Origin of the sequence: Pseudovibrio exalbescens DSM 16456 (assembly GCF_000422785.1) — a bacterium.
Classification (GTDB): domain Bacteria; phylum Pseudomonadota; class Alphaproteobacteria; order Rhizobiales; family Stappiaceae; genus Pseudovibrio; species Pseudovibrio exalbescens.
The window spans coordinates 17,932-44,498 of the sequence record NZ_AUGS01000017.1 but is presented as its reverse complement, the minus strand read 5'-3'; the positions used below and the strand labels follow the sequence as shown (position 1 = coordinate 44,498).

Below are 26,567 nucleotides of genomic sequence, written 5' to 3'. Positions count from 1 at the left end.
TGATCAGTCCTTGGCCAACAAGCCGTTGGCGTCCAGATAGGAGATCAGCGTGTCGTAGACCTTCTGAGAATTGGCGGATGCAGATGCGGCCTCTTCCCACTGAGTGCGGGCGATTGAACGGAACTTGGCACGTTCCTCATCCGACCAGTCGTGAATGGTGACCTTGCCGCTTGCAGCCGCTGCTTCTGCAGCTTCCTGGTCATGTTTGTGAACAGTTTCAGCCTGGTACTGGGCAAATTCCTGAACACTCTCGGACATGGCCTTCTGCAGGTCTTCTGGCAACGAGTCCCACTTCACCTTGTTCACGCTTACCTCGATAAGCGGCATGGAGTGGAAACCTGGATAGACCGGATGCTTGGCGATATCGTGCAGACCCTGCGCTTCATTGGTCGAGAAGGTGTTGTAGTCCGCCGCGTCAATCACACCCTTGTCCAGTGCTGTGAAGACTTCCGAACCCGGCAGGTTCACCGGAGCTGCACCAGCTGCCGCAAACACTTTTTGCACCATGCCTTCTGGCGCCCGGAGCTTCAGCCCCTTCAGGTCATCCACCCCATCCAGCGGCACTTTGGAAACGAATGCTTCAAGACCCGGTGTTGTCGCGCCAAGGAACTGCAAACCATAGGGGTTCAGCATTTCATTCATCAGCTCGGCACCGCCGCCATTGTACATGAAGTCAAACATTTGCTGCGGCGACGCCCACGCACCTACCGGGTTCGCAATCAGCCCAAAGGCAGGATCCTTGCCCGCAAAGTAGGAGGTATCGGTGAAGTGACCATCAATGATGCCCGCTGCAACGGCATCCTGGGTCTCACTATGCGCGACGATGGTCTCAACCGGGAGCATCTCGACTTCGACACGACCGTCGGTCTTCTTCTCCACCATCTCGGCCCATTCTTTTTGGAGAAGGAAGTTGGTGTTACCTGCAGGGTCAGACGACTGAATGCGGAAAGTGTATTCCTGCGCCATGGCGCTTGTTGCCATCATGCCGACTGCAACACCGCCCAAAAGTAGAACTCGAATATTGGAAAACGTCATTTCTTTCCTCCCGGGAATAGATTAGCCCAACATCGACCTGGGAAGGCTGCTCTTGCCCAGTGATCGAAGCGAGTGATATAACACTAATGTTAGCGCTATCATTTGTCAAAAAGTTCGTGTAAGATTCTGCGAAAGAAACCTGAGAGACATATTTAAAGCTATGAAAAAAGGAAGTTATTCACCCACAGCCAGTCCGACACTGAGTGATGTAGCCAGAGAGGCCGGTGTTAGCGCAATCACTGTATCGCGCACCATCCGGAGTCCTGAGAAGGTATCAAAGGCATCGCGCCTGAAAGTCGAAGCGGCAATTGCCAAACTGGGATATGCACCGGATCCGGCCGCATCTGCACTGGCATCCAAGACCTCGACGACGATCGGCCTGCTCGTACCATCCCTTACAAACAATGTTTTCGCCGATGTTGTGCGCGGAGTCTACGATGGGATTGAAGAAACCCGATTTTTCGTCCAAATCGGCAACTTTCGGTATAGCGCACTGAAAGAGCAGGAACTATTGCGGGTATTCTTACGGCAAAAACCAGCTGGTTTGATCCTCTCAGGTTTTGATCAGACCCAAGAAGCAACACGCATGCTGAAAAACGCCCCCTGCCCTCTGGTGCAAATCATGGATATCGGCCCTCAGCCCGCAGACATGGCGATCGGATTTGATCACAAAGAGGCTGCCCGAACCGCGACCCGCCATCTTTTGGAACAAGGATATACAAAACTTGGGTTCCTTGGAGCCCGAATGGATCCGCGGTCGCAGGCCCGCTATGAGGGGTTCAAGGACGTATGCAAGGACGCAGGCAAGCTGGATGAAAAGCGCATAGTTACAACCCTGCAGCCGTCATCCGTCAGCATGGGACGGCAACTGTTTGAGGCGCTTTTGGCGAAGACCCCGGACGTTGACGCCATTCTTTGCAACAATGATGACCTTGCAATCGGCGTCTTGACCGAAGCACAACGCCGTAACATTCAGGTGCCGGATGATCTGGGCATTTGCGGTTTCAACGATATTGATATCGCCCGCAACATGATGCCGGAAATCACCTCCGTTGCCACCCCGCGCTATGATATCGGACGGCGTGCCATTCAGATGATTCTGGATGAAATTGCAGAGCCAGGATCCGTTGCTGACCGCAATCAGGATGTGGGCTTTGAATTGGTTCCACGACAATCAACAGCGAGACGGCGCTAACTTGTTTCACGCGATGATGAGACGCAAACGCGATCACAAGTACAATTGAAAATATCCATTGCTACGCTACTCTCGTTTTTGGTGTTCTTGGCGTAGTAAAAATTTCAAACTCTGGATTTTTCATGAATATTGAACGCATCTCATCCGTTGGGGCGACGATTATTGCATTGGCAGCGCTGGTCGCGAGCCAATTTCCGCCGCTTTATACTTACTTCCAGTCTGGTGAGGTCGTGGAGGATGAAATCGCCGACTTCGCCCTTCGCTGCGGCAAGCAAGGCGTATTTTTAACAACCAAAGTGCCTTACCAAAATGTTGGCGATGGATACGCCACCATTCTTTCAATTCGCCTGAAATTAAGGGACCAACAAGGCACCCTCGTGGCGGATTTCCAGGACCCACGAGTGCAATCGGAGAAAAAGGTCGACGCATTGATGCGGCCCGTTTTCGAACCCTTTGTCAGAAAGGCAATAGCTCCAACCGAACACTGGGTCGCGAGCGCCGTTTTTGATCCGGATTGGTCCAATCAGAACATCGAAGCCATGCGTGTGTTGCTGCCTCGTCTCGACGACGCCCTCGGTTACAGCGGCTTTTCTTTCGACATCGAGGAAGAGTACGACATCGACCCGGAGTTGATTTCTGCACTGAGCAATGCCTACCAGCCTTTGATTGATTGGGTTGAGCCTGGAAACTACGTCATTGCACTGAATACGATCTGGAATGACGAAGACGGCAAACGACACACTCTTACCAGCGAAACAAGGTTTGCATTGTCAGCATCGGAAGCAGCAGCCGTGAAACGCTACTACTCCCCCGACTTTTTGAGTGAGAACCCAGACTTTTTTCGATCATGCCTGATCACGCCTGACATACAAACCACCGGTTCATCCTAACGCATGGCCCGCGCATTGTTGATGATGGACAACAGCTCTGACGAGTATCATTTCTGCGCATACCACATGCGAGAAATCGGCTGATCCCGGCGAACGAAGTGATGGTACAACGCCGCCACAACATGAAGGGCCAACAAGGCCATCAATAAACGCGCACCCAAACCATGTAATGCCCGCGGCGCAACCTCGGTAAAATCTGGAAGAGGGCCAGCTGTAACATCGAACAGCACCCCAGCGGCGCCCGTTAACGCCATCATACCAATGCCGCTAATGCAAAGCAGCAGAATGAGAACATAGGTTAGTGCATGGACAATCTGTGCCAGCCTGTGCTGCCACATATTTGCAGTAGAGCCCGGGAGCGGCTTGCGATCCGCCACAAGCCACCAAAGAATCCTTAGCACGGTAAGAACCAAAACACCCAGTCCCATGGGCACATGAGCTGCGAGAATGGTTTTACGCCCTACCTCACCTGTAGCAGCGCCCGACAAAAAACCTGAAGCCAAAAGCGCAACGATTACCGCGGCGCTAAGCCAATGCAAAGTTACAGCAATGGTCCCGTATTGAGTTGAAGTGCTTTTCATGCCGTCCTCATGAATTTACATAGTATGCTATTGATCATATACATAGCATGCTATTCATTTCTATGCTAGAAGGGCACATGACTTTTTTAAAGGATCATTCTGCGGGTTATCTCGCCAACCAGTTGGCACGCCTGTTCGCCGAGGGCCTTCAAGAGCGTATTCAAGCACTTGGCATCACGACTGGTCAGTTCCCTGCCCTGCTGGCGTTATGGGAAAAGGACGGCCTCACTCAAGCAGAGTTGGTGCGGGCTACAGATGTCGAGCAAGCAACCATGGCAGCCACACTCAAGCGCATGGAACGTGATGGCCTTGTTTGTCGCAAACCTCATCCTGATGATTCCAGAGCACAACAAGTGTTTTTGACGGAACGGGCAAAACAAATCCGTCAACTCGCCTACACTGCGGCGAACGAGCAGAATGGCGCGGCTCTGGCAGACTTCTCGCCTGGGGAAGTAGAGCAGTTTTTGCACCTTATGCGAAAAGCCATCACAACCATGCGGGAGCAAAACAAACGCTCTTCCTGAAGTGCCCACACCTATGTGCGGACCCGTGGCATAAAAAGGCTGGTGATTCCCGGAAAAGCAGTTAGAACGCCACGATAGCGCCCAGGCTGCTTCGCCTGTCAGCGCATGAACCCGACACCTACAAACGCCCAGGCCTATTCTGCCTGTCAGCGTGAGGAGTTCTTGATGACGACCCAACGTATCTCAAGGCAGCACCTTGAGGGCGCGATCTTTCTTGCCCTGTTTGCTGCCTGCATTCCCCTTTCCAATTGGATGCTCTCAAACATTGGAACCGTTTGCCCGGCCAATGGGCCGTGCCTTATCCCCATCGGATTTGGCCTCATGGCACCAAGTGGTGTTGTTGTAGTGGGCGCAGCCTTGCTTTTCCGCGATCTGGTTCAACGACGCCTCGGCTTGAACTGGGCCTTCCTTGCCATTGCCATCGGCGCACTGCTTTCATGGATGGTGGCTCCGCCAGCGTTGGTAGCTGCCTCCGTTGTGGCGTTCTTGTTTTCAGAGCTTGCAGATCTGGCGGTGTTCACCCCGCTTCAACGGCGCGGCTTGGTACGTGCTGTTTTCTTGTCTTCCTTGGTCGGCCTTGTTCTGGACAGCCTGATTTTCCTGCAGCTTGCCTTTGGCAACCTGAATTTCTTGGTTGAGCAGATGGTCGGCAAGACGTGGATCGTTCTGGCAACCCTGCCACTGGTAGCCCTGCTGCGCCGCCATGATGAACGCCGCAACCTTCAGCCCGCGTGATCCGGTCCCAACAAGGAAGAAACAGAATGTCTCATACCGAACAAGGCCTAAGCCAACTCGGCGCCGCCAGCGCCCTGCCGCAATGTCCCGATGAAGCCGTGCTGGAACGCGTGCCAAATCCTCATCCGGACACCAACTATGTAACCCGGTTTACAATGCCGGAGTTTACCTCGATCTGCCCGGTTACTAGTCAGCCCGACTTCGCTCATCTTGTGCTGGACTTTGTGGCCGACAAATGGTTGGTCGAAAGCAAAAGCTTGAAACTCTACCTCTTGTCGTTCCGAAACCACGGCGCATTTCACGAAGATTGTACCGTTGCCATTGGCAAGCGAATTGTTGCGTTGATCGAGCCCCGCTGGTTGCGCATTGGGGGTTACTGGTATCCACGTGGGGGCATGCCGATTGATGTATTCTGGCAACACGGCGAGGTGCCCTCAGGCACTTGGGTCCCTGACCAAGGCGTTCAGCCCTACCGTGGCCGCGGGTAAACTGCCAGGCTGAAAAAGCAAAGGGTGCACTGGCACAAATACGCCAGGGCACCCTGACTGCTTTCCCCTAACGACACCTTCACCATTAAACAGTATGCTTGGCCCGTAACCTTGTCTTCTTCCGAGCGAGAAGGATGCCAGATGTTTGCCAAGCCCAAACTCTTGATTGCGCTAGCCTTGACCGCATTTGTTTCGGCTTGGGGTCTCTACGATGTCAAGAGTCTTGCCGCTGTCGCCTCTGAACTGGTGGCGATACAGTTCACCTCACGTGGCTGGTTTATTATGCTGACAGTGAGTTTCTTGCTCATTATCAGCTTTACGCTCGCAGTCAGCCGCTATGGGAACATAAAGCTCGGCAAGGACGACGATGAACCTGAGTTTGACGTCATATCCTGGCTTACCATGCTGTTCTCGGCCGGGATGGGGGTTGGGTTGCTCTACTGGGCGACGGCTGAACCCGTGACGCATTTCCTGACCCTAACCGAGCAAACCAACGAGAACTTTGCCGCCGACAAGGCTCTGTTTGTGACCAATTTTCATTGGGGCCTGCATGCATGGGCCGTCTATGCCATGACGGGGCTGGTCATCGCTTACTTTGGGTTCCGGAAAGGCGAACCAAGTGTAATCGGGGCACCCATTCGCTACGGCTTCGGCAACAGCCCGCTGGTGAAAGCTGTGGCTTGGATCAGCGACCTTCTCGCCATTTTTGCGATCGCCATTGGGCTGGGCGGCTCAGTGGCCATGGGTGTCTTTCAGGTTCAAGAAGGTGTCAACATCATGTTCGGCATGGAGAGTTCTGGCATGAGCGTCACCGTGATTGTATTTGCGCTCCTTTGCCTCTGCTATTTTCCAGCGCTGGTGGTGGACCTTGGCTCAGGCATGTCATTGCTAGCAAACTTGGCAATGGCGATTGCAATTGGCCTTCTACTATTCCTGCTGTTGACCGGACCTACGCACTACATAATGGGAGGATTAGTCCAATCCTTTGGCGAGTATCTTTCGAATGTTGTGCCGCACGGGTTTCGCACCTTCACGTTCATGGATGAAACCGTAAACAATTGGTTCCAAGCCTGGACACTGAACTACATGGTCTGGTGGCTCGCCTGGGCTCCATTTGTTGGCGTTTTTATTGCCCGCATTTCACGGGGTCGAACCATTCGTGAGTTTCTCTGCGGGGTAGTGCTGGTACCAACAGCGTTTTCAATCATATGGTTTGGCGTTTTCGGTGGCGTCGGTTTTCATGCAGCCCTCGTGGATACGGTCCCGATTCTGGAGATCACACGTACGAACCTTGATGCTGTCACTTATTTCGTGCTCAACATGTTTCCCTATCCCGTTTTCACGAGCATTGCGGTGATCGTTGCAACATTCCTCTTCATCGTAACCAGTGTTGTGAGTGCCGCCTTCGTCCTTTCCATGTTTTCCTGTGAAGGAGACGTTGATCCACCAGCACGCATCAAGCTCATCTGGGGTCTGTTGCTCGGCGGATTAGGCTTTGTGATGATCCTCACAGGAGATGTCGCCACAGTGAAAACCATCATCGCACTTGGCGCGCTACCCTTTGTCTTTATTGTTTGCCTTTTGGTTGTGGCGTTCCTCAAAACCCTGAGAGCTGAGGAGAAGACAACATGAGCGACCTTCTGGATACAATAATGAACATTGAAGTGTTCGCGTTCATCGCGTTGCTGGTTTGGCTCTATTTCGCGCCAATTGGTGTGGAAAGCCCCAACCGAAAACGAGATGGCAAAGAGAGCGATGGCTCTTAAAACAACAACGGTATCAGCGTCAGGGCATTGAATGCAGACAACATGCTGAGCAGCACAAGGCTGGCAGCGTTCAATACCATTATGGAAAGAATGAACCAGCGCTGCCAACCCGCCAACAGTATGGCCAAATACATGTTGCAAAGGGTGAGTATCATGAAAAGCGCCAGACCGACGCTGCCCGGCAACTCCGCTGCAAATACCGAATGCGGAATTTCAAAAAGCGTATGCTGTGCGACCATGTACAGGCCCGGAATCGCCACGTTGATGAAGACAGCGTAGATCTGCCAGTTGGCGCGCACCTTGTTCGGCACACTTTTTGTCATCGATGAAATCCCCCGCCCTTTTTGCAAGGTCACTATAACGGGCTTACCAAGCCAGCCACACATCGGGTATTTACTTAGCAAGCTCGATGCTTACCCTAAGACAGTTGACTTAGGACATGCTGACTCGGGTTTCTCATGGTTAAATCGATTTCATCCTCGGCAATTCTGGCGGGTTTTTTGGCCGCCTTTGTTGGTTTTGCCAGTTCCTTTGCCGTTGTCATTCAGGGGCTCAGGCAAGTTGGCGCCACTCCGGCAGAAGCCGCGTCAGGCCTTATGGCTCTGGCCGTATTGATGGGTGGTCTGGCCGTTATACTGAGTTTGAAAAAAAGGATGCCTATAAGCATCGCATGGTCCACTCCCGGTGCCGCGCTGTTGGCATCGTCTGCGCCGCTTGATGGCGGATTCGCGGTGGCAACCGGTGCTTTTGCAGTTGTCGGTGTTCTTGTCATGGCCACCGCTTTCTTTCGCCCATTGGAACGCCTCATTGCCGCAATTCCCACCAGTATCGCGCAGGCCATGCTTTCGGGCGTTCTCATGGGGCTATGTCTTGCCCCTATCAAGGCAGTCGGTGAACTGCCTATGCTTGCGCTGCCCATAATCCTGGTCTGGCTGATTGTTGGTCGTATCAACAAGATCGCAGCCGTTCCCGCCGCTGTTGTTGCAACCGCCATTGCGATTGCCATGACAACTGACCTTTCCGAGATGAGCAGCGCAACTTGGATCGCCAAACCTCTCTTTGTTGCCCCCGAGTTCACATGGGCCGGTTTCGTTGGAATAGCCATTCCCCTTTACATCGTCACCATGGCCTCTCAGAACATACCGGGCATGGCAATACTCAACAGCTTCGGGTACAAGCCACGCTCTGGGCCCACCATCGGGTCAACAGGCCTCGCAACGCTTGTCGGCGCGCCTTTTGGTGCACTGTCCGTCAACATGGCCGCAATCACTGCCGCCATGTGCGCTGGTGACGACGTTCACCCCAATCCAGACAAGCGATATTGGGCGGCAGTATTTGGCGGTTTCCTCTACATATTTCTAGGCATTTTTGCAGCAGCAGCCGTCGCCTTCATATCCCTGTCGCCCCCGATCCTCATCGAAGCAGTCGCCGGACTGGCTCTCATTGGTGCGCTGACGGCCTCCATGAGCGGTGCGTTGCAAGACACCAAAAACCGCGAGGCAGCCATGTTAACTTTCCTGATTGCCACGTCAGGTGTCAGCGCATTCGGTATCGGCAGTGCGTTCTGGGCGCTGCTTGCCGGGTGTGCAATGGTGGCCGTCCATGGTCTGGGCTCCCAACGACTACACGGCGAACCTGCCAAAAATAATCGATAGTGACGAAAGTCGCGTGTTGACCGCCACGCTGCGACATTATATTAGATTTACCTAATAAGCCATATTTATCCGCTGTTCCCAAAAAGCAGCGTCAACCTCGGACTGGACCATGGAAACGAGTTTTACGCCTCTCACTTCTTTCGCAGGCGGCATATTGATCGGCAGTGCGGCAATCATGCTATACGCCGGGTTGGGCCGTATAGCTGGTATCAGCGGCATTGCAAGCCGTCTCCTCCCACCGTCGGGCAGCGCCCGAGATCGCGGCTGGGAAGCGGCCTTTATCATTGGACTGGTGGCTGCTCCCCTGCTTTATCAAGTCCTGACCGGAGGGCCGATACTACAAACCTTTACAGCCGGTTTGCCCCTTCTAGCAGTAGCGGGCCTGCTGGTTGGGTTTGGCTCAGTTTACGGCAATGGTTGCACCAGCGGACACGGGGTCTGCGGCATTTCCCGTCTTTCCGTTCGATCAATTGCAGCAACACTGACCTTTATGGCGACCGGCTTCATCACCGTTTTCGTCCTGCGTCATCTGATTGGAGGCTAACCCATGGCACGTATTGTTCTCGGCCTGATTTCCGGCCTGGTCTTCGGTTTTGGGCTGGCGCTGTCCGGCATGGACAACCCAGCGAAAGTACAGAACTTCCTTGATCTGGCCGGAACTTGGGACCCCAGCCTTGCCTTTGTCATGGGCGGTGCGATCGCGGTCGCCATGCCCGCGTTTTTCCTTTTCAAGAAGTTGGAAAAGCCTATTCTTGATCAAAGCTTTCATCTGCCAACCAAAAGTGCTCTGGATAAACGCTTGCTTCTTGGGGCCGGAATCTTTGGCATTGGCTGGGGTTTAGGCGGCCTGTGTCCAGGACCTGCCCTGTCTTCCGCCGGACTTGCAACAACAAGCGCGCTTGTTTTTGTTGCCGCAATGATCATAGGGATGGCAGTTGCCCGCCGCGCCTAGCCAACGGCTTCCGTTAGTAAACTCAAAGACCCTGTTGCGACATCCACCGGCGCAACAGGGTCTTTTACTTGAGATATCACATCCACATGTTTAAGTATATTTTCAGATTGATTGCAGCCCTGACTGGAGGAGGCTCCATGTCCATACGTCAGCTTACACCCGAGTTTTTTGTCGCGGGTCAAATCACGCCAGAAGACGTTCCGGCTCTAAAAGAGCACGGTTTCGCATCCCTCATTTGTAATCGGCCTGATGGCGAGGAGCCTGGCCAGCCAACAGTTGCAGAGGTCACCAAAGCAGCTGAGGAGATCGGGCTGGAGTTGGTTTTCATTCCCGTTGACCACAGTTCAGACCTTCATGAAGCTGCGACCCGCACAGCCGATGCACTGAAACACTTGCCGTCCCCCGTGCTGGCCTATTGTCGCAGCGGTGCCCGTAGCACAACCCTTTTTCAGGCAGCGCAATCCATCCAAACCTGAGGGGCCCCTTGTAAAACCGGCGGAGGTTTCAACAGGGTATCGCGCGCGGGCAGGAAAACGCTGAGGAATCTGAAGCCCGCACTGGTGCAGAACTCACATTCACGCTAAAGCAACAGCAACAAACAGTCTGGCCTCACAACAGGACGCCGTTTTATGCGCTTGCTTCAGGAAGTGGTTCAAGGCCTGAAAAAAATTCAGGCCAACTTGCAAAAACTCTCTCCCGCTCAGCGTATGACGCCGGAAGCAATGGCGCTGCGCGCCATGACACCCGAAGACCTTATCTTGCGGATCTGGTCTGCCGACTACAACGACATTTCCATGTTCTCGGCAGGCTTCAAGGAAGTTGTAGAACCAGAAGCCATAAAGCAATCTCTGCAAGAAGCGCGCGATACATATGGCCCCGCCGAAACCGTTGGCCGAGATCCAAAGGGACGCGGCTATCTGGTCACCACATCAGACTATGTGCTTCCGGTTCTTATGGATCGAACACGGTCGGGGCAAGCATCGGGCTTTTTCATCAAGTCACCACGCAGTAGGCTCACCAGCCGCGAGGAGATTCTGGCGGCGATGAAAGCACTCGCGCCGCGCCATAGCCACCTTCTCACGTGCAATGATGAGACCGTGGCCGCGTGCAACGCTTCAGACCCGTTGGCGATAGGTTCAGCGGCAAATCTTTTTGTCTTGCAGGCTTTGCGGCAAAGAGTGGCGGATCGAAAGCTAACACTCTCGCAAAAAATGCGCCTTTCGGAAGAGTTCGTGTCGATCCCGCCCGGGATCATCAGTGGTCGCAAGGTGAACGCCTTGGAAACCGTCAAGGCGGTAGCGGAACAGATGATTGCCAACTCGGACAAATCCGCAACGGACCTGATCATGAACCTGTTGGGGCCGCGCAGTCTCGACGGCGCCGCAGGACGCACACCGTTCCTGACAACGCGCGAGTTCTTCAAGCTTAAGGCCGACCCAGAGCTTGCGGCACGCTATGGATTTGGACCGATTGAAACGCGACTGGAGATCCTGGAGGAGCTGCAAAATCGCCCTTTACCTTATGTCAGCCAGGTCCGTGAGCCGCACGAAGAAGGCGCCGGGTGGTACGCCAGCGCTGAAGAACTTTGCGAGACAATGGGGCACCTTTCCAAAGACCCGGCGCTGAAGCTCTTCTTGGGCAGTGCCGAAAAGGCTGACTGGCACCACGTCGCCTATAAAGGTGGTAGTGAAATCGGCACTTTGTCCTTCACCTATGATCTTGAAACAAAAGGCGGCACGCGCTACCGCTTCACCGCCATCTGGAACGATAGCACCCCCATCAACGAACCCAAGGCCCTAGCCCTCATGGCGAGTTTGTTGGAGGGGTTGAAGGTGAATGTCGCTTAGCCGCCATACCAAGATGCCCACTATTCTCTCTACTTTTCTGACTTCATATGTACCACAATACTCCACAGTCTGGCTTTGGGCAGGCATTAAGCCTTGTCGTTCTTTTGAATCGGCCTTAACAATACGCCAGAGGCTTATACAATGTTTGGTTAGCGGAAGATGACAATGAAAGTGGCTATTGTTTTACCCCGGGGTATGGTTTTCTCGGAGAATGGCGCTACTTCCATTGATCTTGTAGTTAAGGATCAGATTGAAAGTACACGTTGTTCCGTGGACAGCTACGTACTTGGTTCGAAAACCGAGAAGCCATTTACTGGTTTCGATTTTAGATCTGTAGTTGGGCATACTCAGAAGCTGCTTAACTCTGGCTTTGAAGAACATATAAGTATGGATCTACCAGATGTCATTGTAGTCCATCAATATCCTCAGACCGCAGCTTACTTAGCAAAGAAATTCCCGGCAATACCTGTAGTACTTTACAGGCACGGTTTATTAAGAAAAAATAGGAACGTATTATCAAGACTTGTAAAGCAGAGGCTTTTCATTCCTCTTAGAAAGATAATATTTGTCAGTGATTTTATAAGAGAAAGTTTCCTAAACGAATTTCCTCAACTATCAAACAAGTGCGAAACATTGTTCAACTCAGTTGACACAACCGTGTGGCGGCCTGCAGTTGGAAAATTAAATACGATTAGCTTTGCTGGGCGTGCTCGCGAAGATAAAGGCATTCTGGAACTAGTCGCCGCTTTTCTCGATCTACAAAAAAAAGACTGGACCCTAACACTTGCTCTCGCGGTACAGACTGAAGAAGAAAAGGCGTTTCTGAGAAAACTAATTCGATACATTTCAGATGAGCATCAAATTCAACTCCGCATAAACCTCAAATCCCACGAGGTCCGTGAAGTATTTGCCAGCTCGCGAATAGCATGTCTACCTTCAATCGTAAAAGAAGGCTTTCCGCGAGCAGTTGTTGAAGCTATGTCATGCGGATGCGCTACAATCTCTACCAACTCGGGGGGAACTCCAGAAGCTGTCGGAGATGCTGGAATACTATTGGAAGACGCTAACCCAATCACGATAAAAGAAGCCCTGAGCAAACTCATCGGACAACCAAGCGATGCAGTACTCTGGGGTGCCAGAGCACGAGAGCATGCCGTGAGCAAATTGGATAAACGATCCCACACAACAAAATACCTATCTATCTTGGATTCTGTTTAAAGGAATATCCCATGCCTCCTTTGAAAGGGCATAACATCGTAGCAGAAAATCTAACGGTTGTTGTCAAGACGTTCGAGCGCCCAGACATGGTAACGCGTTGCATAAATTCGCTGCGTGAATACTATCCCACAACCCGCGCCATTGTTGCCGATGACAGCTTCGAACCCACCGAATTTCTTAGCGACCCTTACACTAATACACTCAAGCTTCCGCCCGATACTGGAATATCTGAAGGCAGAAATAAGGCTATTGAGCTAGTTGAAACTCCATACTATTTGCTTATCGACGATGATCACTGTTTTGAAAGAGATGCAAATCTAAGCGGGCTTGTAGAACTCATTAGCGCCACAACATTCGACATTATTGCGATGCGCATGTTAGACTACCGCCCGATCAAGAACTACTGTAGAGGGGAACTGCATTACGCAGGTACGTTCGAAAAAGAGGACGGAGTTTTATATCACTACATTGATCAAAACAGAGGGTATTTGGAAGGCTATCCACTTTATGACATTGTGTTGAACTGTTATATTGCCCGCACATCAACCGCTGGCACCTTGAAGTTTGATGAAACAATTAAGATCGGTAAAGAACACGGTGACTACTTTCTGCGCGCCAAAGATGCTGGATTAAAAGTAACAATTTCAAAACAATCATTTATCCACCATAGGCCAGTATACAGTCAACATTACACCGGCTTCCGAAAGAGAAGCCAATCTTTCGAGGCATACTACCTGCGAAAACACGGTATAATTGAAGAGATAACTGTGGGAAAGCCGTACAATTTTTTTAACAAATTGAAGTATTACCCTCAGAGGCTAAAATACATTACGAAAATTTTAGCTAGGTAGTTTTGAAAATTGAGGGCGTCCTTGCAAATAGATAAAAAGCAAGGACGCTATCAAGTCCAGCTTATTTTTGCCGAGAGGGGGGGCAGCTTCTCCAACAAAACAGGATCTAGGGATAAGATCAAGACTTTGTGGGCATTGGGCGAGAACGAAACAAGATGCCCAAACTGATTGCTCTCAGATAGATACAAAGAAACCCGCTCTTCCAAGGCAACGTGCTCATCATCAACGTTGTCGATGACAAACAATTGCTCATCTGAACTAGGCTTGGCACCGGTACCAAGTTCCGCTTCGGACAAAAGGGACGCCTTTAAAGAGCAAGAGCGTTCCAAAGAAGCTATTAAATTATCTAGAAAATTTCTTTGATTATCATCAGCCTGTACATCCCATTCATTAAAATGAGAAAAGGCGACTATGTTCTTACAATCAAGAGCGCTGTACTTTCTTTTCCCTTCTTCTTGCTTACTATTAGCTTCCTCGCGACCCACAAGGTTTCCCTTTGCCAGCTTTGATCTCAAATTCTTCAATTCGCTGGCAACTTTCGACGAATATAAATCTGCCAAGTAGTGCAGGCGATTTGGCTTCGCGCTATTTTGGAACTCGATTACAGAATCTCTGATTGATTGCAGTGTTTGCTCAGCTCTTACACCAGTGGTATGTTTATTTCGAAACAAATCAAAGGCATTGAACGCTATCTCTTGGCGCTTTTCTTCATCGCGAAGCAATTTACTTATTTCCGCCATGAAGTTACAGGTAGTGATAATCTTGAAGTGCTTACCCTCTTCCATATGAAGCTCTGCAGCGCCATTAATTCCATCAATGCACAAAACACAACCTGAGGCCATTGCTTCATATACTTTTATGAGCGGAAGGTGACGTTTTGTTCCGCACGTTACAAAAAGCTTCGTGCGCGTTAATACCTCTCTATATGCATCTCCGGTAACTCCACCAGTTAAAATCTGGTTGAAATTATATCCTGGATGATCTTTCAGAAATTTACTTAGTCCAGACTGCCTTTTTAGAGTTTCGCTAAAATAGAACCTTGAGGGATAGGTCTCGGAAGATATGGCACCGAGAAGAGTTACATCGATATCACGCTCCCTATCCAGGTTACCAGAAAAGTAATCTGGATCCAGCGCTCTTGGACTGTGTATGAATTTGACCTTCTGCCGAAGACGAGAAGAAAAGGTTGCTTCATGTTCTTGCGAACTTGTATGGAAAGGAGTGTAAACTGAGAGTACGGTTGAGAAACCATTTCCTAGGAGGATTTCATCCCATCGTTTGGCGGAGATTTGCCAATAATCGTTCATCCAGAAAATTTTTGGAACACAGGTAACTCGGTCTAGGCCTCTCGGGAAGGACCGCAGTTGAGCAGGAACGCTGTATCGATCCGCTACAGCCAAATCTATCACACCATTCTTGAGCAGATCCAATGGACTGCTATAACAGATTAGCGCATCAAAAGTTATGCCTTCATCAGAAAACTCTTTTATGATTTGAGGGACATAATTAGAATTGTAGCGAAAACCGGGCCCATAGAAGTGTAGCTCGCCTCCCTCTTTACGAAGGGCTTCCCTTAAAGCCACTTGTTCACGATAAATTGTATCGGCAATCCATCCATCATAATTTGCAGTTAGAGCAAGTACCCTCATTTTGAGCTCAACCAGTTCTTAACGCGCCTGCGAAAGCTGGGCTTCCTTCGCTGATAACTGACTTGATCGTGTAACATCATTCGCGTCGATGTCATGTCGAAGTCAAGCATCTCTCCAAATTTCATATTGTCGTCTGTAGTATAAAACCCTTGATAGGGCCATGAGGTTAGCTCACCAACCACGGGCTTCCCTTTATGGTTGTATAGATCAACCCTGATGTATTTGAATTTGGCGCTAAGTCGCTCAGCAAGGTTTATCATTTCGCGCCAACATTCAGGGCGAGGTGGAGGATTCAAAGAGAAAGTCATATTTGAATCCAAATGCATTCCAATTGGCTTATAGTCTACATCAACATTTACTTCCACAGCCTTGCCGGTATGGCGTTCAGATATTATCTGGACCCACTTCACTGAGCCGCTACAACAGTGAAACTTAAAATCAATTATGTCTCCTTCCATAAATTCTTCGGCAAAGACATAAGGATAGACGTGAGAATAGCCCCATTCGCCTCCAGTCGCTCCGTAAACGTGATTAAGCTTTCGGTTTATTACTTTCTCAGCCTCTTCAAAATCACGCTTAGATTTGATGATATGAACAGAACCACTGTCGTGATTAGACTTAAGAACATAAAACTCTGGCAATTTATCATGATCCAATCCATAAGTAGATCTAGAAACTTGATAAATATTAAGTAGATACCCCTCGCCAACTATACTTGAAACCAATCCTCTTACTAATAGTTTATCGCAACAAATTACATGTTCGTACATTTGATCATTTACTTTCAACCACTGTATTTTGTCATTGTAACTTGTTGGATTCTCCAAGTCTGGATAGCAGCCAAATTTTTGATAGTATGCTTTTCTTACTAATTCTCTCAAGGAACTGGTATTTTTAATCGTCATTAGCTTTGCTCCTAATCAGAATCTGCTGGACGTCGGCTGCGTCTAAACCTATGCGATTGCATAATTGGAGGATTAAACTGTCCTTAGGCGGCATCTCACTTTTTCGCTTCTTTATGGCTTCGTTCCAAAAATGAAGAGCAAGAGAATCCTCTGTGATCAGACTCGAAACATCTGCATTCGGCTGGAATATTTCTTCAGCCCTCTCAATCGGAATAGCGTAGAATACAGATTGCTGTTGTGCGAACTTCGCAACATTTCGCCTATTTGCGAAAAAAGTAATGGCCTTAGGACCCCAAACTCCCCATTCGACGGTATCGACTTTTTTGTCAGCCCCATAGAAACTGCGAATTAAAATTTTGATTTTCTTTGAAAGAGGCCACCAGGGAGCAATAAAAACCCTCGCATTACAGTAATTCAGTAGGTCACAAAGGAGATCTGAGTCCTTTGGCATATGAAGGACAGCTCCATTTATAATCTGTCCACTCTCCCAACCAAATATGTACTCTGAATCCGGAATTTTCTTAAGAAGAAATACATCTGTATCAACCCAGATAGTATCTTTCCTTCTTAATAGTTGATATCGAAAGAGGTTTGATCCTAGTGCGTAGCTTCCTGTTGCCTTGTGCTGTATCAGTTTCTCTTTTGGAAGAATTTCCTCTGCACTAAGTATCTCGATGCCATCAGGGACATTAAAAACAGCCCCATAAGTGTAGAGTTTAACTTCGTGCCCGCAACTTAGCATTGATCTTAGACATATATGTTCAATGTATGAGAGCGTACCATCTACCCAAAGGGTTGACAGACTTTTTGGCATGTTTTCTAGTCCCGAGATACTATTCCTGTTTCGTAATACTTCGCGACGCGCACGAACCGCGAGTAAGCGTAGTTATGGGCGATCACCAACCCCCACCAGCCGTAAAGGAAGGCTCGGCGGATGAAATAGCTCTTCAAGAATGCAATTGGAAACTCGGTCAAAAGACGTATACGCGACATGCTGCGACCACGCCGTTGCATGTCTTCAACCTGCATGTCGGAGTACCGGTTCAGCTTATCTACAGTGAAGGCAATCGATCGTTGTGACCTATGGTCAACTTTCCCCTTGAGCTTTCTGATAGTGGCAGATTTTTCGGGTCGTACAGTGTCATGAACGCTTGAGTCAGAAAAACGTCCATGCTCGCGATTGTACAAGCGATACTGCCAATACCCGTAGGCCCAAGCTTTGGCTGTTTTCTCGTGTGGGAAGACATCCACGATATGCACCTTGTAGATATCGGCGTCTGGCCCACGACGAAAAACATCTTGAATTTCGTTGGCCAAGGTCGCTGAGATGCGCTCGTCGGCATCAATGTTCAACAACCACTTATTCTTGCAGCAGTCTTCGCCAAACCTCTTTTGTAGTCCGTAGCCAGGCCACTCATTGAATACGACCTGCGCACCGGCCTCCTCAGCGACTTTAACCGTCTGGTCCGAAGATCCGGAGTCGATCACAATGACTTCTTCGACCCACTCTTTGACGCTGTCGATCGCATCGCAGATGCGATCTTCCTCATCCTTGGCGATGATAAATACTGAAACCGGAATTTTCTGCTGTGTGCACATCGCGTCTTCATGCCTTGGTTTAATCTTTGCGTACATTGAACCCAACATCGCTTCAAGAGCACTCGTGATGAGCCATGTGAAGAACCGTTGAAAACAAATGCAACTGATACAAGGACCTAACAAAACCATATTTCGTTCATCAGCGATAACTCACGGGATATCTGAAGAAACACTGTTTTGAATCTCGCAAATTTAGCTATACAGACCGTTCTGACAGCTCAAACTCTGGGAGACTTGGATGGCTGATATCGAGCGCATGGAAATCAAGCAGCGCATGAGCAAGATCGTGAAGCACAACGGAACGGTTTATCTTTGTGGTCAGGTTGGAAACCGCGGCGATAGCATTGAAGAGCAGACCAAGGAATGCTTGCGCCGCATTGATGCTCTGCTGGAACAGGCTGGCACCGACCGTACGCGAATTCTTCAGGCCATCGTATGGCTTGCTGACATGGCCGATTTTGATGCCATGAACAGTGTATGGGACGCATGGGTTCCAGAAGGACATGCGCCGGCACGCGCCTGTGGTGAAGCCAAGCTCGCCTCCCCCGAACTGAAGGTCGAAATCATCATCACGGCAGCGTGCTGAGACGAGTTCACTTGAACCAGCGACAATACGGCGGGCAGTGATTGCTGTCCGCCCTTTTTTGAATCACGAGGGCGCACCTGTGATGCCCCACGTGACGACCCAAATATACTCACCCAAACCTGAAACTGACCGAACAATGCATGAGAAGACCACAATAATTTAACAGAGGTCTCTAATTGCCTTGCGGCCGCATACGGGATAGAGCAACAGATCTGTTTCACTCATCCAATCTGTAGTTTTGCGGTCATGTCGGTGTCATCTTCTTCATCCAGCGCTTCTAGCGGAGCGGGGTACAAAAGTACTCGCGTCTATCCAGTACTCGGTCTTCTGGCCATCCTTTATGCCCTTTCTCTACTTGCCGGCATTCATATCAATGCCGTCTTGCTCACAATCGGCGTCATGATCGTTCTTTGCCTCATCAAGGTTCCGGTGGCGATTGCCTTGATATCCGCAGCAATTGCAGGCGGTCTGCATGCGGGCCTCTCCATGCCCGAGACCATTTCTGCCTTGAACGACAATCTCTTGGTGGGCTCACAAGTCGGCATGACTTACATCATGATCGGCGCCTTTGCAGTTGCATTGTCAAGAAGCGGCATTCTGGACGTTTTTGCGCAGTGGGTGGCTGGTACCGTCGGTGGCAGAGAAAGCCACCATCTGGCCGGCGTGAAGTGGATGCTGTTTGGCATCTTCATCGGGGCATCAATCTTGTCACAAAATGCGGTCCCGGTTCACATTGCGTTTATTCCAGTGATGATCCCACCGCTTCTCGTGGTGTTAAACAAGATGCGCGTCGATCGGCGCGCCGTAGCCTGCATTCTGGCCTGTTCCATCAGTTGCAGCTACCTTTTGCTTCCCACTGGCTTTGGGGCCATTTATCTGAATGAAATTCTTGTACCCAATGTCAATGAAGTGGGGCAAGCCTACGACCTCGTCATAGGAAACAGTGATGCCCCAAAGGCCATGGCACTGCCTGTTCTTGGCATTGTGCTGGGTATGCTGGTTGCCGTGTTCATATCCTATCGCAAGCCACGAGATTACATTACAACCTCAGAGGCAGCGCACCACCTCGACCCCTCAAATGCTGCAACGCTCAAACCCGCTCAATTGCTCGCAACCGTAGCTGCTCTGGCGGCCGCCTTGGCTTGTCAGTTGTTCTATGACTCCTTGCTCATTGGAGGCATGGTCGGGTTTCTCATCCTCAGTGCTTCGGGCGTGTTCAAATGGTCTGAGCAGGATGATGTCTTTACAGAAGGCATGCGGATGATGGTGCAGATCGCCGTGATTATTACCATCGCCTCCGGGTTTGCTGGCGTGCTGACGGCAACGGGAGAAATCGAACCTCTCATTCAAGCTTCTGCCGAGCTCATGGGTGGCAACAAGGCAATCGCCGCTTTGCTTATGCTGTTGGTTGGTTTGTTCATCACGATTGGTTTCGGAGATAGCTTTGCCAGCGTCCCAATTCTGGCACCGATATATGTTCCCCTTGCCCTCACTCTCGGGTTCTCACCCTTGGCAACCGTCGCTCTACTCGGTGCATCGGCCGCACTGGGAGATGCAGGATCCCCTGCCTCAACAATCTCGCTTGGTGCAACATCGGGACTGAATGCGGACGGGCAGCACGATCACATTCGAGATTCAGTAATTCCGACCTTCATTCATGCCAATTTCGGCATGGTGGCCATGGCATGGATCGCGGCCATGATCTTGTAGGGAACGTGCCGCTTTGCCAAAACGGGATGAAGACGGACACCGCCCGTCTTCATCCTGGATTAAACACATCAGAGGAAGCATTCCTCAGGCATGGTACGTTGAACGTTCAAAGCTGGCTTGAAATCCATGTATGGATAAATGTCGCGCTCTGGTTCAATACCCGGAGCAAGTTCAATGATCTCCAAACCGGAATCTGCCAGCCGGAAAACGGCCCGTTCGGTAATGTACAGCACCTCCTGCCCGGACTGGCGAGCAAACGCGCCAGAAAATGTGATGGCCGCAACTTGCTGTGTGAACTTGCGCACCTTGCCCGGTTGCAAAACACTCAACTGGCCGGCTTCAAACGCCAACTTGGCGCCGGCTGCATCAAAGGTGCCGCAAAACACGACCTTTTTCGCATTCTGAGCAATTTCGATGAAGCCACCGGGTCCAATCAAGTTGCCACCCAAGTGAGAAACGTTGACGTTGCCCGCGGCATCCGCCTCTCCCATTCCCAAAAAAGTGACGTCAATGCCGCCGCCAGAGTAGTAGTCGAACTGCTCTATCGACGGGATGATCGCATCCGTATTGCAGGCCGCACCAAACAAGGCATCGTCCAGCATGCGACCATTGTGAATGCCCTGCTCCAGACTCATCCAAAGCTTCTCGCCTGTGCCCTGTTCAGCAACCACACCGAAGATTCCGCCCGGAATACCAAAACCGAAGTTCAACGAAGCATTTTCTTCCAGTTCCAACGCAGCCCGGCGGGCGATAATTCGCCGTTCGAGTTTAGCGGGTATATCCGCCGTCATCTCGCCAAGATAGGCACGCTTTGCACCAGACACGGTAAGGTCATAGGGCCGTCCATAAAACTGTGGTTGCTCAGACGCTGTAACAACCACATCCACCATGATGCCTGGAATGCGCACATGGCGCGAATGCAAAGCCCCTGACTCGACCACTTGACGAACCTGCGCCAAAACCAGTCCACCCGAGTTGTGAGCAGCAAGCGCCATGGAATGAACATCCATGTCGATACCCTCCTCTTCCGGACTGATATTACCTTTGGTATCGGCGAAAGTGCCCCGTACAATCGCAACATCCACCTTGAACGGTTTGTAGCGTAGAATATCCTTTCCATCGATTGTCAGGTGTTCAACCAGATCCTCGGTCGTGCGTGTGTTGCATTTGCCACCTTGTTGACGCGGATCCACGAAAGTGCCAACGCCAGAGTGAGTGAACAAGCCCGGTCTGCCAGCCCCTATCTCGCGCAGAAGATGCTGAATAACACCCCCCGGGAAGCAATAGGCTTCCAGTTTTTCTTCACGCACCAACTGCTGCATCTTCGGTGACCACGTAAAATGCGCTGCAATGATCCGCTTCACCATGCCTTCATGGGCAAAACGATTGGTTCCGAGCTGATCCCGATCCCCCAAACCCAGTGAGTGCACCAAAGTCAGGTCGCGGGGGTGGCCCGTCTCAAGGAACCGAGCCTCAACGGCCTCGAAAATTTCTTCCGCAGAAATCATCCCGGCGCCATTACCGGAAATCGCTACAGTATCGCCGTCTTTGATCAGGGCGGCTGCGTCTTTTGCGCTCAAGAATTTTGTTTTTGCCATCTATCAAGATCCCGAATGAGACCGCCCTAGCGGTTGTTGTAGGTAGGTTTGCGTTTTTCAATGAAGGCCTGAACGCCTTCCTTGCAATCTTCTGTGCCTGCAGCCTGAGCGACAGCGCTGGCATGGTGCTGAGCCATGTCTTCATGCATGGATTCAAGCAAGCCCTTGACGATAGCCATTGCCGATGGGCCGTTGCCCGCCAGTCGATCCAGCCATTCGGCAACCTTGACATCCAACGCCGCCTGATCTTCAGCAACAGCAGTCACCAATCCCCAATGCTCAGCAATATCCGAGGTGATGGGCGCACCCAGCAACGTCAAATGTCTGGCACGGGAAACACCGGCGATTTCGGCTAAGCGGCGCACCCCCATCCAACCTGGGATCATGCCAAGTGTCACTTCCGGCGTTCCAAACTTGGCTCGGGCAGTACACACACGCAAATCTGCAGCCATTGCCAGCTCGAGACCACCACCAAGACAGTGGCCATTAATTGCAGCAATGATTGGTTGGGGCAGTTTCCGCAGTCGTTCAAAAACCTCAATACCGAACAGAATCCAGTCCCGTCCCATATCATGCGGAGTTAGGCTGCCCCACGCCTCAATATCTCCACCCGTGCAGAAAAAACGTTCCCCTGCCCCACGCAGAACAATAGCCCGTAGGTCCCGGTCTTTACGTGCCACCTCACAAATCTGCCAGATATCCTCCAACATTTCGTAGGTTAACGCGTTGCCTTTATCCGGCCGGTTCAAGATTATTTCGCCATGCGCTTCATGGCGCACCCAAAGGGTTTGGTCACTCAGTTTCATGTATCACCTCCCGGTCAGCACAACCGGGTTATACGGTCTATGCAGGTTTCAAGTACCTGCTCTTCGTCCCGTTGCCACCAGTTTTCACTTGAGAAAATTTCGACTTCGACAGATCCTTGATATCCCGCCTGCTCTACCCAGCGCCGAATGCCGGGCAGATCGATTACGCCATCTCCCATCATGCCGCGGTCTGTGACCAGATCGAGGGTTGGAACAAGCCAGTCCGAAACATGATAGCCCAAGATGCGGTTATTCATACCGGCTCGAGCAATATCCCGCTCCAAACCTTCATCCCACCAGAGGTGATAGACATCAACGGCAACACCGAGGCATCCACGATTGTCAGGATCAAGCTCATCGCACCAATTCAATGCTTGTCCAAGCGTATTCAGGCAAGAGCGGTCGCCCGCAGTCATCGGATGCAACGGCTCAAGCGCCAAGGGCACGCCCAGCTTCTCAGCTGTATCCAGAAGCTCACTCACCCCATCCTTGACCTGTTGACGCGCGCCTGCCAAATCCTTGCTGCCCCCTGTCAAACTCCCAACCACGAGAACATAGCAATCGGCGCCCAGTATTGCTGCTGTTTCCAAAGCTCTCTTGTTGTCTTCCAGAGCGTCTTTGCGCAGTTCCGGCGTCGGCTGTGGGAAGTAGGTGGACCGACACAACGCATTGACGTTCAATCCGGCATCGCGAATATGGCGCGCTAGCATTTCGACACTACGCCCCTCCAGATCCCGACGCCATGGAACAATGCTGCCGAAGCCCTTACGTGCTGCAGCGTCTACAACCTTTTCAAGGGGACTACGGTGACCCAAAGTAGCGGTGTTCAGGCTCAAAAGAGCACTATTTTTCTTAAGGGTACGCATGCCCCTCACCTCCAAAGCGGCCTGCGTCAGAACGCCGGCATTGTCAAACCACCATCAATCAGAACCGCTTGTCCTACGGAATAAGGCATTTGACCTTCCGCCATGCTGACGACATAGCGCGCAATGTCGTCCGGTTGTCCCCACCGTTTCATCGGCACCAGGCCTTCTGAAATAAGCTTGTCATATTTGGCTTTAGACGGCCGTGTCATCTCGGTTTCGATGATGCCGGGCTGAATCTCGTAAACACCAATGCCCTCTTCGGCCAGACGCAGAGAGAACAGCTTGGTTGTCATACTGGACGCAGCCTTTGACACACAATACTCACCGCGGTTCAAGGCAAACGCGACAACGTTGCAAGAGGTAACGTTGATGATTGCGCGATGTTGGTCACCAATCTGGCCCTGCGTAACCATGTATTTTGCGGCACGTTGGGTCAGGAAGAAGACCGCGCGAGTATTGACGGCCAAATTGCGATCGTAGCTGTCCACTTCCACATCAAGGAGGTCACCGCGGCTTTTCACTGAAACACCCGCGTTGTTCATGAGCACGTCCAACCGGCCCCACGTGTCAATGGCAGCGGCAACAAGCGAACAATGTTTGTCCAAGTCGCCCACATCAGCCGGGAAAATATGGGCCTCAACACCAAAGGCGCGCACCTCTTCGGCGGCCTTCTCAAGAAGCGCGACATCTTCTGCTCCGTCCAGATCATTGAGCAGGACATTATAGCCCGTTTTTGCAAGAGCTAACGCGCACCCCTTGCCTATGCCACGGGCGGCACCTGTAATTAGAGCGACGGGACGATCGGAAACAGTCATCGGTGATACTCCACTAATCTCTATTGCCAATTAATTAACTATCTGGTTAGTTAGTTCAAGCAGGAATTTTACGAATAGCCGTTCAAAGGGTGTTCACTCAGGATGCCCCAGCTTTTCAGAGGAGCTGTCGGGATCGATAGAGGTGCATATGGAAGCGGTCCCCCATGGCGCCTACGCAAAACCATGACCAGACGCTAACATCTTAAACGGACACGACAAAAAAGAGACGTTTCGACCCAGATCCATGACCCAAGAGCCCCAGAACGAAGAAAAAAAGCCCCGCCGCAATGCTGCGGCGACACGCCGCAAAATTCTCTCCGCTGCGAAAGAAGAATTTGCCCAAGCCGGGTTTGAAGGAGCGCGGGTCGACCGCATTGCCGACCGAGCAGGCGTAAACAAAAATATGCTCTACCACTATTTCGGCAGTAAGGATTCGCTATTCTCCAAGGTTTTGGATGACGCGTACCGGGACATCCGCCAGAATGAAGCGGCCCTGGAGCTCGATCACCTGCCAGCACCAGAGGCTGTTATGGCACTGGTTGAGTTCTCTTGGGATTACTACCTGAAACACCCTGAGTTCATCCGCTTGCTCAACGCGGAGAACCAGCAAAAAGGGCGTCACGTCAAATCATCGGCAGAGACGAACGACATCAACCGAACACACTTGGATCGAATGAGAGAGATACTGAAACGGGGGGCCACGGACGGCACATTGCGAGACGATATTGATCCGGTGCAACTCAACATTTCAATAGCGGCGCTCGGCTTTTTCTATCTCATCAACCAACACACTCTATCGACCGTCTATCAGCGAGATCTTATGAGCCCGGATGAGTTGGCAGAGCGGCTACGGGTGATGAAGGATACGATCCGGTGTTGGGTCGTTCGGCAACACTAAGGGCTATCCCCGCTCCTGCTCGTCGCCCATAGACTGAACTGATCCTTGTTCTCAGGTCAGAAAGGCGCGTCATGCATCCATTGGTCTCCATAGGGCTATCGACACTACCCGACCTAATTTCGCTTTTAGATGACACCACGGATACAACCACCAGTAAGAAAATCGCCAGGGTGGTCGAAAGCGTATCCGGTAGTGCGGAGCCACAGTCCATCCGTCAGGCACTTCAGGCAGACATGGCACTAGAAGCACGTTTGAAGCTGGCCTTGGCAACGCTGCAAACAGATCTGGAACGAGAGCGCCTCACGGCACAAGTCAACCACGCGAAAGAAAGCCAACAAGCTGCCTTGTCCAAGCTTGATCGGCACTTGAAGGATCAGCGGGAGGCGCGAACTGCATTTTCGTCTCTGGCAGCTCTGAACAGTCCTTTCGCATGGGGCCCCGTTGTGGTTTCTCTTATTGTAACACTCGGTTTTTTTGGCATTCTTTCAGGGCTTCTCGTTTTATGGCGCACTCCCATGGAGGCCAGCAATCGTGAAGCCTTTCAACTCTTGAACATTGCTATCGGTGCATTGACCGCCGGCTTCGCAACTGTCATTAGTTTTTGGCTTGGATCCTCCCAAGGTTCTCGAGCAAAAGATGCCAGTCTGGCCGCTTACCCCGGCGCCCCACAGCCAACCCCAATGAATCCATCGCCTCCCCTGCCGACGGGACCACAAGGTACAAACACCATGGATTTGAATCCTTCGAGATTCGATGCCTGTATGGATATCGTATTTGAACACGAGGGCGGCTTTGCAAATCACCCAGACGATCCGGGCGGAGCAACCAACTTCGGCATTACGCTGGAGACCCTGCGCGCTTGGCGAGACGATGCCAGTATAACAGCGCAGGACGTAAGAGACCTCACCGCCAAAGAAGCACGAAGCATCTACCGCGCCCGCTATTGGCAAGCAATGAACTGCGATGCGCTTCCAGCAGGAATGGATCTTGTTGTGTTTGACTTTGGTGTGAATGCAGGCCCCTCACGCGCCCCCAAAATGCTTCAACGTTTGCTTGGGACGCAAGTTGATGGTGTCATCGGACCCGAAACCATCGCAGCTGTTGAGGAGCAACCGATACCGACACTCATTGATCGCTACAGCACTGCACGGCTTCGGTACTATGAGCAACTTCCTCATTTCCAGAGCTTCGGGAATGGATGGAAACGTCGCACAGAGCTTACACGTCGTGCTGCAATCAACATGATCCGCTGAAGTACGTAGCGCGCAAAAGGTCCGGGGTTCTCAGAGGCTCCCGGACCCCTTTGCTCTCTTTGCCCTTTGTAATAGTCAAATATCAGAAGCGCCTCTGGACCAGATGGTCACAATTGTGTAGGCACGCTTACCCCTCTCTGCCACC

General features: G+C 51.3%; 29 protein-coding genes. 18 read left to right on the top strand and 11 right to left on the bottom strand.

All coding sequences use genetic code 11. From position 1 onward, the window contains the following. Positions 1–3 precede the first annotated feature (3 nt). Positions 4–1,035, bottom strand: a complete 1,032-nt coding sequence (locus G512_RS0112245; protein WP_028481975.1) for a TRAP transporter substrate-binding protein — start codon at positions 1,033–1,035, stop codon at positions 4–6. Positions 1,036–1,195: 160 nt separating this feature from the next. On the opposite strand from G512_RS0112245, the gene gntR reads away from it, so the two are divergent. Beyond that, complete coding sequence (gntR, locus tag G512_RS0112240) at positions 1,196–2,230, top strand: HTH-type transcriptional regulator GntR (protein WP_028481974.1); 1,035 nt, start codon at positions 1,196–1,198, stop codon at positions 2,228–2,230. Between the two features lie 122 nt (positions 2,231–2,352). Further along, the gene (locus G512_RS0112235; RefSeq protein WP_028481973.1) at positions 2,353–3,120 is read left to right on the top strand and encodes a hypothetical protein; all 768 of its coding nucleotides are present in this window, start codon (positions 2,353–2,355) and stop codon (positions 3,118–3,120) included. Between the two features lie 47 nt (positions 3,121–3,167). On the opposite strand, the gene G512_RS0112230 is transcribed toward G512_RS0112235, so the two are convergent. Further along, a complete protein-coding gene (locus G512_RS0112230) occupies positions 3,168–3,701 on the bottom strand; it encodes a cytochrome b (protein ID WP_028481972.1) in 534 nt (177 codons plus the stop codon). Between the two features lie 77 nt (positions 3,702–3,778). On the opposite strand from G512_RS0112230, the gene G512_RS0112225 reads away from it, so the two are divergent. The 5 genes from G512_RS0112225 to G512_RS22575 all read left to right on the top strand — a co-directional run bounded on the left by G512_RS0112225 (position 3,779) and on the right by G512_RS22575 (position 7,214). Beyond that, on the top strand, positions 3,779–4,225 hold the full coding sequence (locus G512_RS0112225) for a MarR family winged helix-turn-helix transcriptional regulator (RefSeq protein ID WP_028481971.1): 447 nt from the start codon (positions 3,779–3,781) through the stop codon (positions 4,223–4,225). A 165-nt stretch (positions 4,226–4,390) separates the two neighbouring features. Then, positions 4,391–4,960 (top strand): VUT family protein, encoded by a 570-nt coding sequence (locus tag G512_RS0112220; RefSeq protein ID WP_028481970.1) that lies wholly within the window; start codon positions 4,391–4,393, stop codon positions 4,958–4,960. A 26-nt stretch (positions 4,961–4,986) separates the two neighbouring features. Further along, positions 4,987–5,448, top strand: a complete 462-nt coding sequence (queF, locus tag G512_RS0112215; RefSeq protein WP_028481969.1) for a preQ(1) synthase — start codon at positions 4,987–4,989, stop codon at positions 5,446–5,448. A gap of 141 nt (positions 5,449–5,589) precedes the next feature. Beyond that, the gene (locus G512_RS0112210; RefSeq protein WP_028481968.1) at positions 5,590–7,080 is read left to right on the top strand and encodes a BCCT family transporter; all 1,491 of its coding nucleotides are present in this window, start codon (positions 5,590–5,592) and stop codon (positions 7,078–7,080) included. Further along, positions 7,077–7,214, top strand: a complete 138-nt coding sequence (locus G512_RS22575; RefSeq protein WP_155943657.1) for a hypothetical protein — start codon at positions 7,077–7,079, stop codon at positions 7,212–7,214. Before G512_RS0112210 ends, G512_RS22575 begins: the two co-directional genes overlap by 4 nt. On the opposite strand, the gene G512_RS0112200 is transcribed toward G512_RS22575, so the two are convergent. Further along, positions 7,211–7,537 (bottom strand): hypothetical protein, encoded by a 327-nt coding sequence (locus G512_RS0112200; protein WP_028481967.1) that lies wholly within the window; start codon positions 7,535–7,537, stop codon positions 7,211–7,213. The genes G512_RS22575 and G512_RS0112200 overlap by 4 nt on opposite strands. 135 nt (positions 7,538–7,672) lie before the next feature. Between G512_RS0112200 and G512_RS20975 the strand changes: the two genes are divergently transcribed. From G512_RS20975 to G512_RS0112165, 7 genes are all read left to right on the top strand, one after another. Then, positions 7,673–8,869 (top strand): benzoate/H(+) symporter BenE family transporter, encoded by a 1,197-nt coding sequence (locus G512_RS20975; protein WP_051269291.1) that lies wholly within the window; start codon positions 7,673–7,675, stop codon positions 8,867–8,869. A 67-nt stretch (positions 8,870–8,936) separates the two neighbouring features. Beyond that, a complete protein-coding gene (locus tag G512_RS0112190; protein ID WP_228130508.1) occupies positions 8,937–9,413 on the top strand; it encodes a YeeE/YedE family protein in 477 nt (158 codons plus the stop codon). Positions 9,414–9,416: 3 nt separating this feature from the next. After that, a complete protein-coding gene (locus G512_RS0112185; RefSeq protein WP_028481965.1) occupies positions 9,417–9,821 on the top strand; it encodes a YeeE/YedE family protein in 405 nt (134 codons plus the stop codon). Between the two features lie 137 nt (positions 9,822–9,958). Then, positions 9,959–10,297, top strand: coding sequence for a TIGR01244 family sulfur transferase (locus G512_RS0112180; protein ID WP_028481964.1), 339 nt, complete (start codon positions 9,959–9,961; stop codon positions 10,295–10,297). A 153-nt stretch (positions 10,298–10,450) separates the two neighbouring features. Then, entirely contained in the window at positions 10,451–11,668 is a 1,218-nt protein-coding gene (locus G512_RS0112175; protein WP_028481963.1) for a serine hydrolase, read from the top strand. A 165-nt stretch (positions 11,669–11,833) separates the two neighbouring features. After that, positions 11,834–12,886: a glycosyltransferase family 4 protein gene (locus G512_RS0112170; protein WP_028481962.1), complete on the top strand. Its 1,053-nt coding sequence runs from the start codon at positions 11,834–11,836 to the stop codon at positions 12,884–12,886. Between the two features lie 11 nt (positions 12,887–12,897). Next, the gene (locus G512_RS0112165) at positions 12,898–13,737 is read left to right on the top strand and encodes a glycosyltransferase family 2 protein (RefSeq protein ID WP_028481961.1); all 840 of its coding nucleotides are present in this window, start codon (positions 12,898–12,900) and stop codon (positions 13,735–13,737) included. 50 nt (positions 13,738–13,787) lie between these two features. On the opposite strand, the gene G512_RS0112160 is transcribed toward G512_RS0112165, so the two are convergent. The 4 genes from G512_RS0112160 to G512_RS0112145 are packed head-to-tail and all read right to left on the bottom strand — an operon-like array spanning position 13,788 to position 17,890. After that, positions 13,788–15,386, bottom strand: coding sequence for a glycosyltransferase family protein (locus tag G512_RS0112160; protein ID WP_028481960.1), 1,599 nt, complete (start codon positions 15,384–15,386; stop codon positions 13,788–13,790). Next, a complete protein-coding gene (locus tag G512_RS0112155; protein ID WP_028481959.1) occupies positions 15,383–16,291 on the bottom strand; it encodes an ATP-grasp fold amidoligase family protein in 909 nt (302 codons plus the stop codon). Before G512_RS0112155 ends, G512_RS0112160 begins: the two co-directional genes overlap by 4 nt. Beyond that, positions 16,281–17,105, bottom strand: coding sequence for a hypothetical protein (locus G512_RS0112150; RefSeq protein ID WP_028481958.1), 825 nt, complete (start codon positions 17,103–17,105; stop codon positions 16,281–16,283). The genes G512_RS0112155 and G512_RS0112150 overlap by 11 nt, the downstream gene beginning before the upstream one ends. A 5-nt stretch (positions 17,106–17,110) precedes the next feature. Beyond that, the gene (locus G512_RS0112145) at positions 17,111–17,890 is read right to left on the bottom strand and encodes a glycosyltransferase family 2 protein (protein ID WP_028481957.1); all 780 of its coding nucleotides are present in this window, start codon (positions 17,888–17,890) and stop codon (positions 17,111–17,113) included. Positions 17,891–18,128: 238 nt separating this feature from the next. On the opposite strand from G512_RS0112145, the gene G512_RS0112140 reads away from it, so the two are divergent. After that, complete coding sequence (locus G512_RS0112140; RefSeq protein ID WP_028481956.1) at positions 18,129–18,476, top strand: RidA family protein; 348 nt, start codon at positions 18,129–18,131, stop codon at positions 18,474–18,476. 246 nt (positions 18,477–18,722) lie between these two features. Further along, positions 18,723–20,186: a Na+/H+ antiporter family protein gene (locus G512_RS0112135; protein WP_081657471.1), complete on the top strand. Its 1,464-nt coding sequence runs from the start codon at positions 18,723–18,725 to the stop codon at positions 20,184–20,186. A gap of 68 nt (positions 20,187–20,254) precedes the next feature. Here G512_RS0112135 and G512_RS0112130 read toward each other — a convergent pair whose 3' ends face one another. Genes G512_RS0112130 through G512_RS0112115 form a run of 4 tightly spaced genes read right to left on the bottom strand, consistent with a single transcriptional unit; the run spans position 20,255 to position 24,271 of the window. Next, positions 20,255–21,784, bottom strand: coding sequence for an acyl CoA:acetate/3-ketoacid CoA transferase (locus G512_RS0112130; RefSeq protein ID WP_028481954.1), 1,530 nt, complete (start codon positions 21,782–21,784; stop codon positions 20,255–20,257). Between the two features lie 26 nt (positions 21,785–21,810). Continuing rightward, complete coding sequence (locus G512_RS0112125) at positions 21,811–22,590, bottom strand: enoyl-CoA hydratase/isomerase family protein (RefSeq protein ID WP_051269290.1); 780 nt, start codon at positions 22,588–22,590, stop codon at positions 21,811–21,813. Between the two features lie 14 nt (positions 22,591–22,604). Then, positions 22,605–23,456, bottom strand: coding sequence for a sugar phosphate isomerase/epimerase family protein (locus G512_RS0112120; protein ID WP_028481952.1), 852 nt, complete (start codon positions 23,454–23,456; stop codon positions 22,605–22,607). Between the two features lie 26 nt (positions 23,457–23,482). Next, a complete protein-coding gene (locus tag G512_RS0112115; protein WP_028481951.1) occupies positions 23,483–24,271 on the bottom strand; it encodes a 3-ketoacyl-ACP reductase in 789 nt (262 codons plus the stop codon). Positions 24,272–24,515: 244 nt separating this feature from the next. On the opposite strand from G512_RS0112115, the gene G512_RS0112110 reads away from it, so the two are divergent. Then, entirely contained in the window at positions 24,516–25,169 is a 654-nt protein-coding gene (locus G512_RS0112110; RefSeq protein WP_028481950.1) for a TetR/AcrR family transcriptional regulator, read from the top strand. 71 nt (positions 25,170–25,240) lie between these two features. Next, complete coding sequence (locus G512_RS22160; RefSeq protein WP_081657470.1) at positions 25,241–26,422, top strand: glycoside hydrolase family 108 protein; 1,182 nt, start codon at positions 25,241–25,243, stop codon at positions 26,420–26,422. Positions 26,423–26,567: the final 145 nt, after the last annotated feature.

What these genes read in the sequence shown, in the direction of transcription:
- queF (WP_028481969.1), top strand. Translation starts at nt 4,987, where the DNA reads ATGTCTCATACCGAACAAGGCCTAAGCCAACTCGGCGCCGCCAGCGCC.
- G512_RS0112230 (WP_028481972.1), bottom strand. Translation starts at nt 3,701, where the DNA reads ATGAAAAGCACTTCAACTCAATACGGGACCATTGCTGTAACTTTGCAT.
- G512_RS0112235 (WP_028481973.1), top strand. Translation starts at nt 2,353, where the DNA reads ATGAATATTGAACGCATCTCATCCGTTGGGGCGACGATTATTGCATTG.
- G512_RS0112115 (WP_028481951.1), bottom strand. Translation starts at nt 24,271, where the DNA reads ATGACTGTTTCCGATCGTCCCGTCGCTCTAATTACAGGTGCCGCCCGT.
- G512_RS0112125 (WP_051269290.1), bottom strand. Translation starts at nt 22,590, where the DNA reads ATGAAACTGAGTGACCAAACCCTTTGGGTGCGCCATGAAGCGCATGGC.
- G512_RS0112130 (WP_028481954.1), bottom strand. Translation starts at nt 21,784, where the DNA reads ATGGCAAAAACAAAATTCTTGAGCGCAAAAGACGCAGCCGCCCTGATC.
- G512_RS0112145 (WP_028481957.1), bottom strand. Translation starts at nt 17,890, where the DNA reads ATGTGCACACAGCAGAAAATTCCGGTTTCAGTATTTATCATCGCCAAG.
- G512_RS0112170 (WP_028481962.1), top strand. Translation starts at nt 11,834, where the DNA reads ATGAAAGTGGCTATTGTTTTACCCCGGGGTATGGTTTTCTCGGAGAAT.
- G512_RS0112245 (WP_028481975.1), bottom strand. Translation starts at nt 1,035, where the DNA reads ATGACGTTTTCCAATATTCGAGTTCTACTTTTGGGCGGTGTTGCAGTC.
- G512_RS0112140 (WP_028481956.1), top strand. Translation starts at nt 18,129, where the DNA reads ATGGCTGATATCGAGCGCATGGAAATCAAGCAGCGCATGAGCAAGATC.
- G512_RS0112180 (WP_028481964.1), top strand. Translation starts at nt 9,959, where the DNA reads ATGTCCATACGTCAGCTTACACCCGAGTTTTTTGTCGCGGGTCAAATC.
- G512_RS0112200 (WP_028481967.1), bottom strand. Translation starts at nt 7,537, where the DNA reads ATGACAAAAAGTGTGCCGAACAAGGTGCGCGCCAACTGGCAGATCTAC.
- G512_RS0112220 (WP_028481970.1), top strand. Translation starts at nt 4,391, where the DNA reads ATGACGACCCAACGTATCTCAAGGCAGCACCTTGAGGGCGCGATCTTT.
- G512_RS20975 (WP_051269291.1), top strand. Translation starts at nt 7,673, where the DNA reads ATGGTTAAATCGATTTCATCCTCGGCAATTCTGGCGGGTTTTTTGGCC.
- G512_RS0112165 (WP_028481961.1), top strand. Translation starts at nt 12,898, where the DNA reads ATGCCTCCTTTGAAAGGGCATAACATCGTAGCAGAAAATCTAACGGTT.
- G512_RS0112155 (WP_028481959.1), bottom strand. Translation starts at nt 16,291, where the DNA reads ATGACGATTAAAAATACCAGTTCCTTGAGAGAATTAGTAAGAAAAGCA.
- G512_RS22160 (WP_081657470.1), top strand. Translation starts at nt 25,241, where the DNA reads ATGCATCCATTGGTCTCCATAGGGCTATCGACACTACCCGACCTAATT.
- G512_RS0112210 (WP_028481968.1), top strand. Translation starts at nt 5,590, where the DNA reads ATGTTTGCCAAGCCCAAACTCTTGATTGCGCTAGCCTTGACCGCATTT.
- G512_RS0112225 (WP_028481971.1), top strand. Translation starts at nt 3,779, where the DNA reads ATGACTTTTTTAAAGGATCATTCTGCGGGTTATCTCGCCAACCAGTTG.
- G512_RS0112135 (WP_081657471.1), top strand. Translation starts at nt 18,723, where the DNA reads ATGTCGGTGTCATCTTCTTCATCCAGCGCTTCTAGCGGAGCGGGGTAC.
- G512_RS0112120 (WP_028481952.1), bottom strand. Translation starts at nt 23,456, where the DNA reads ATGCGTACCCTTAAGAAAAATAGTGCTCTTTTGAGCCTGAACACCGCT.
- gntR (WP_028481974.1), top strand. Translation starts at nt 1,196, where the DNA reads ATGAAAAAAGGAAGTTATTCACCCACAGCCAGTCCGACACTGAGTGAT.
- G512_RS0112160 (WP_028481960.1), bottom strand. Translation starts at nt 15,386, where the DNA reads ATGAGGGTACTTGCTCTAACTGCAAATTATGATGGATGGATTGCCGAT.
- G512_RS0112185 (WP_028481965.1), top strand. Translation starts at nt 9,417, where the DNA reads ATGGCACGTATTGTTCTCGGCCTGATTTCCGGCCTGGTCTTCGGTTTT.
- G512_RS0112175 (WP_028481963.1), top strand. Translation starts at nt 10,451, where the DNA reads ATGCGCTTGCTTCAGGAAGTGGTTCAAGGCCTGAAAAAAATTCAGGCC.
- G512_RS0112150 (WP_028481958.1), bottom strand. Translation starts at nt 17,105, where the DNA reads ATGCCAAAAAGTCTGTCAACCCTTTGGGTAGATGGTACGCTCTCATAC.
- G512_RS0112110 (WP_028481950.1), top strand. Translation starts at nt 24,516, where the DNA reads ATGACCCAAGAGCCCCAGAACGAAGAAAAAAAGCCCCGCCGCAATGCT.
- G512_RS22575 (WP_155943657.1), top strand. Translation starts at nt 7,077, where the DNA reads ATGAGCGACCTTCTGGATACAATAATGAACATTGAAGTGTTCGCGTTC.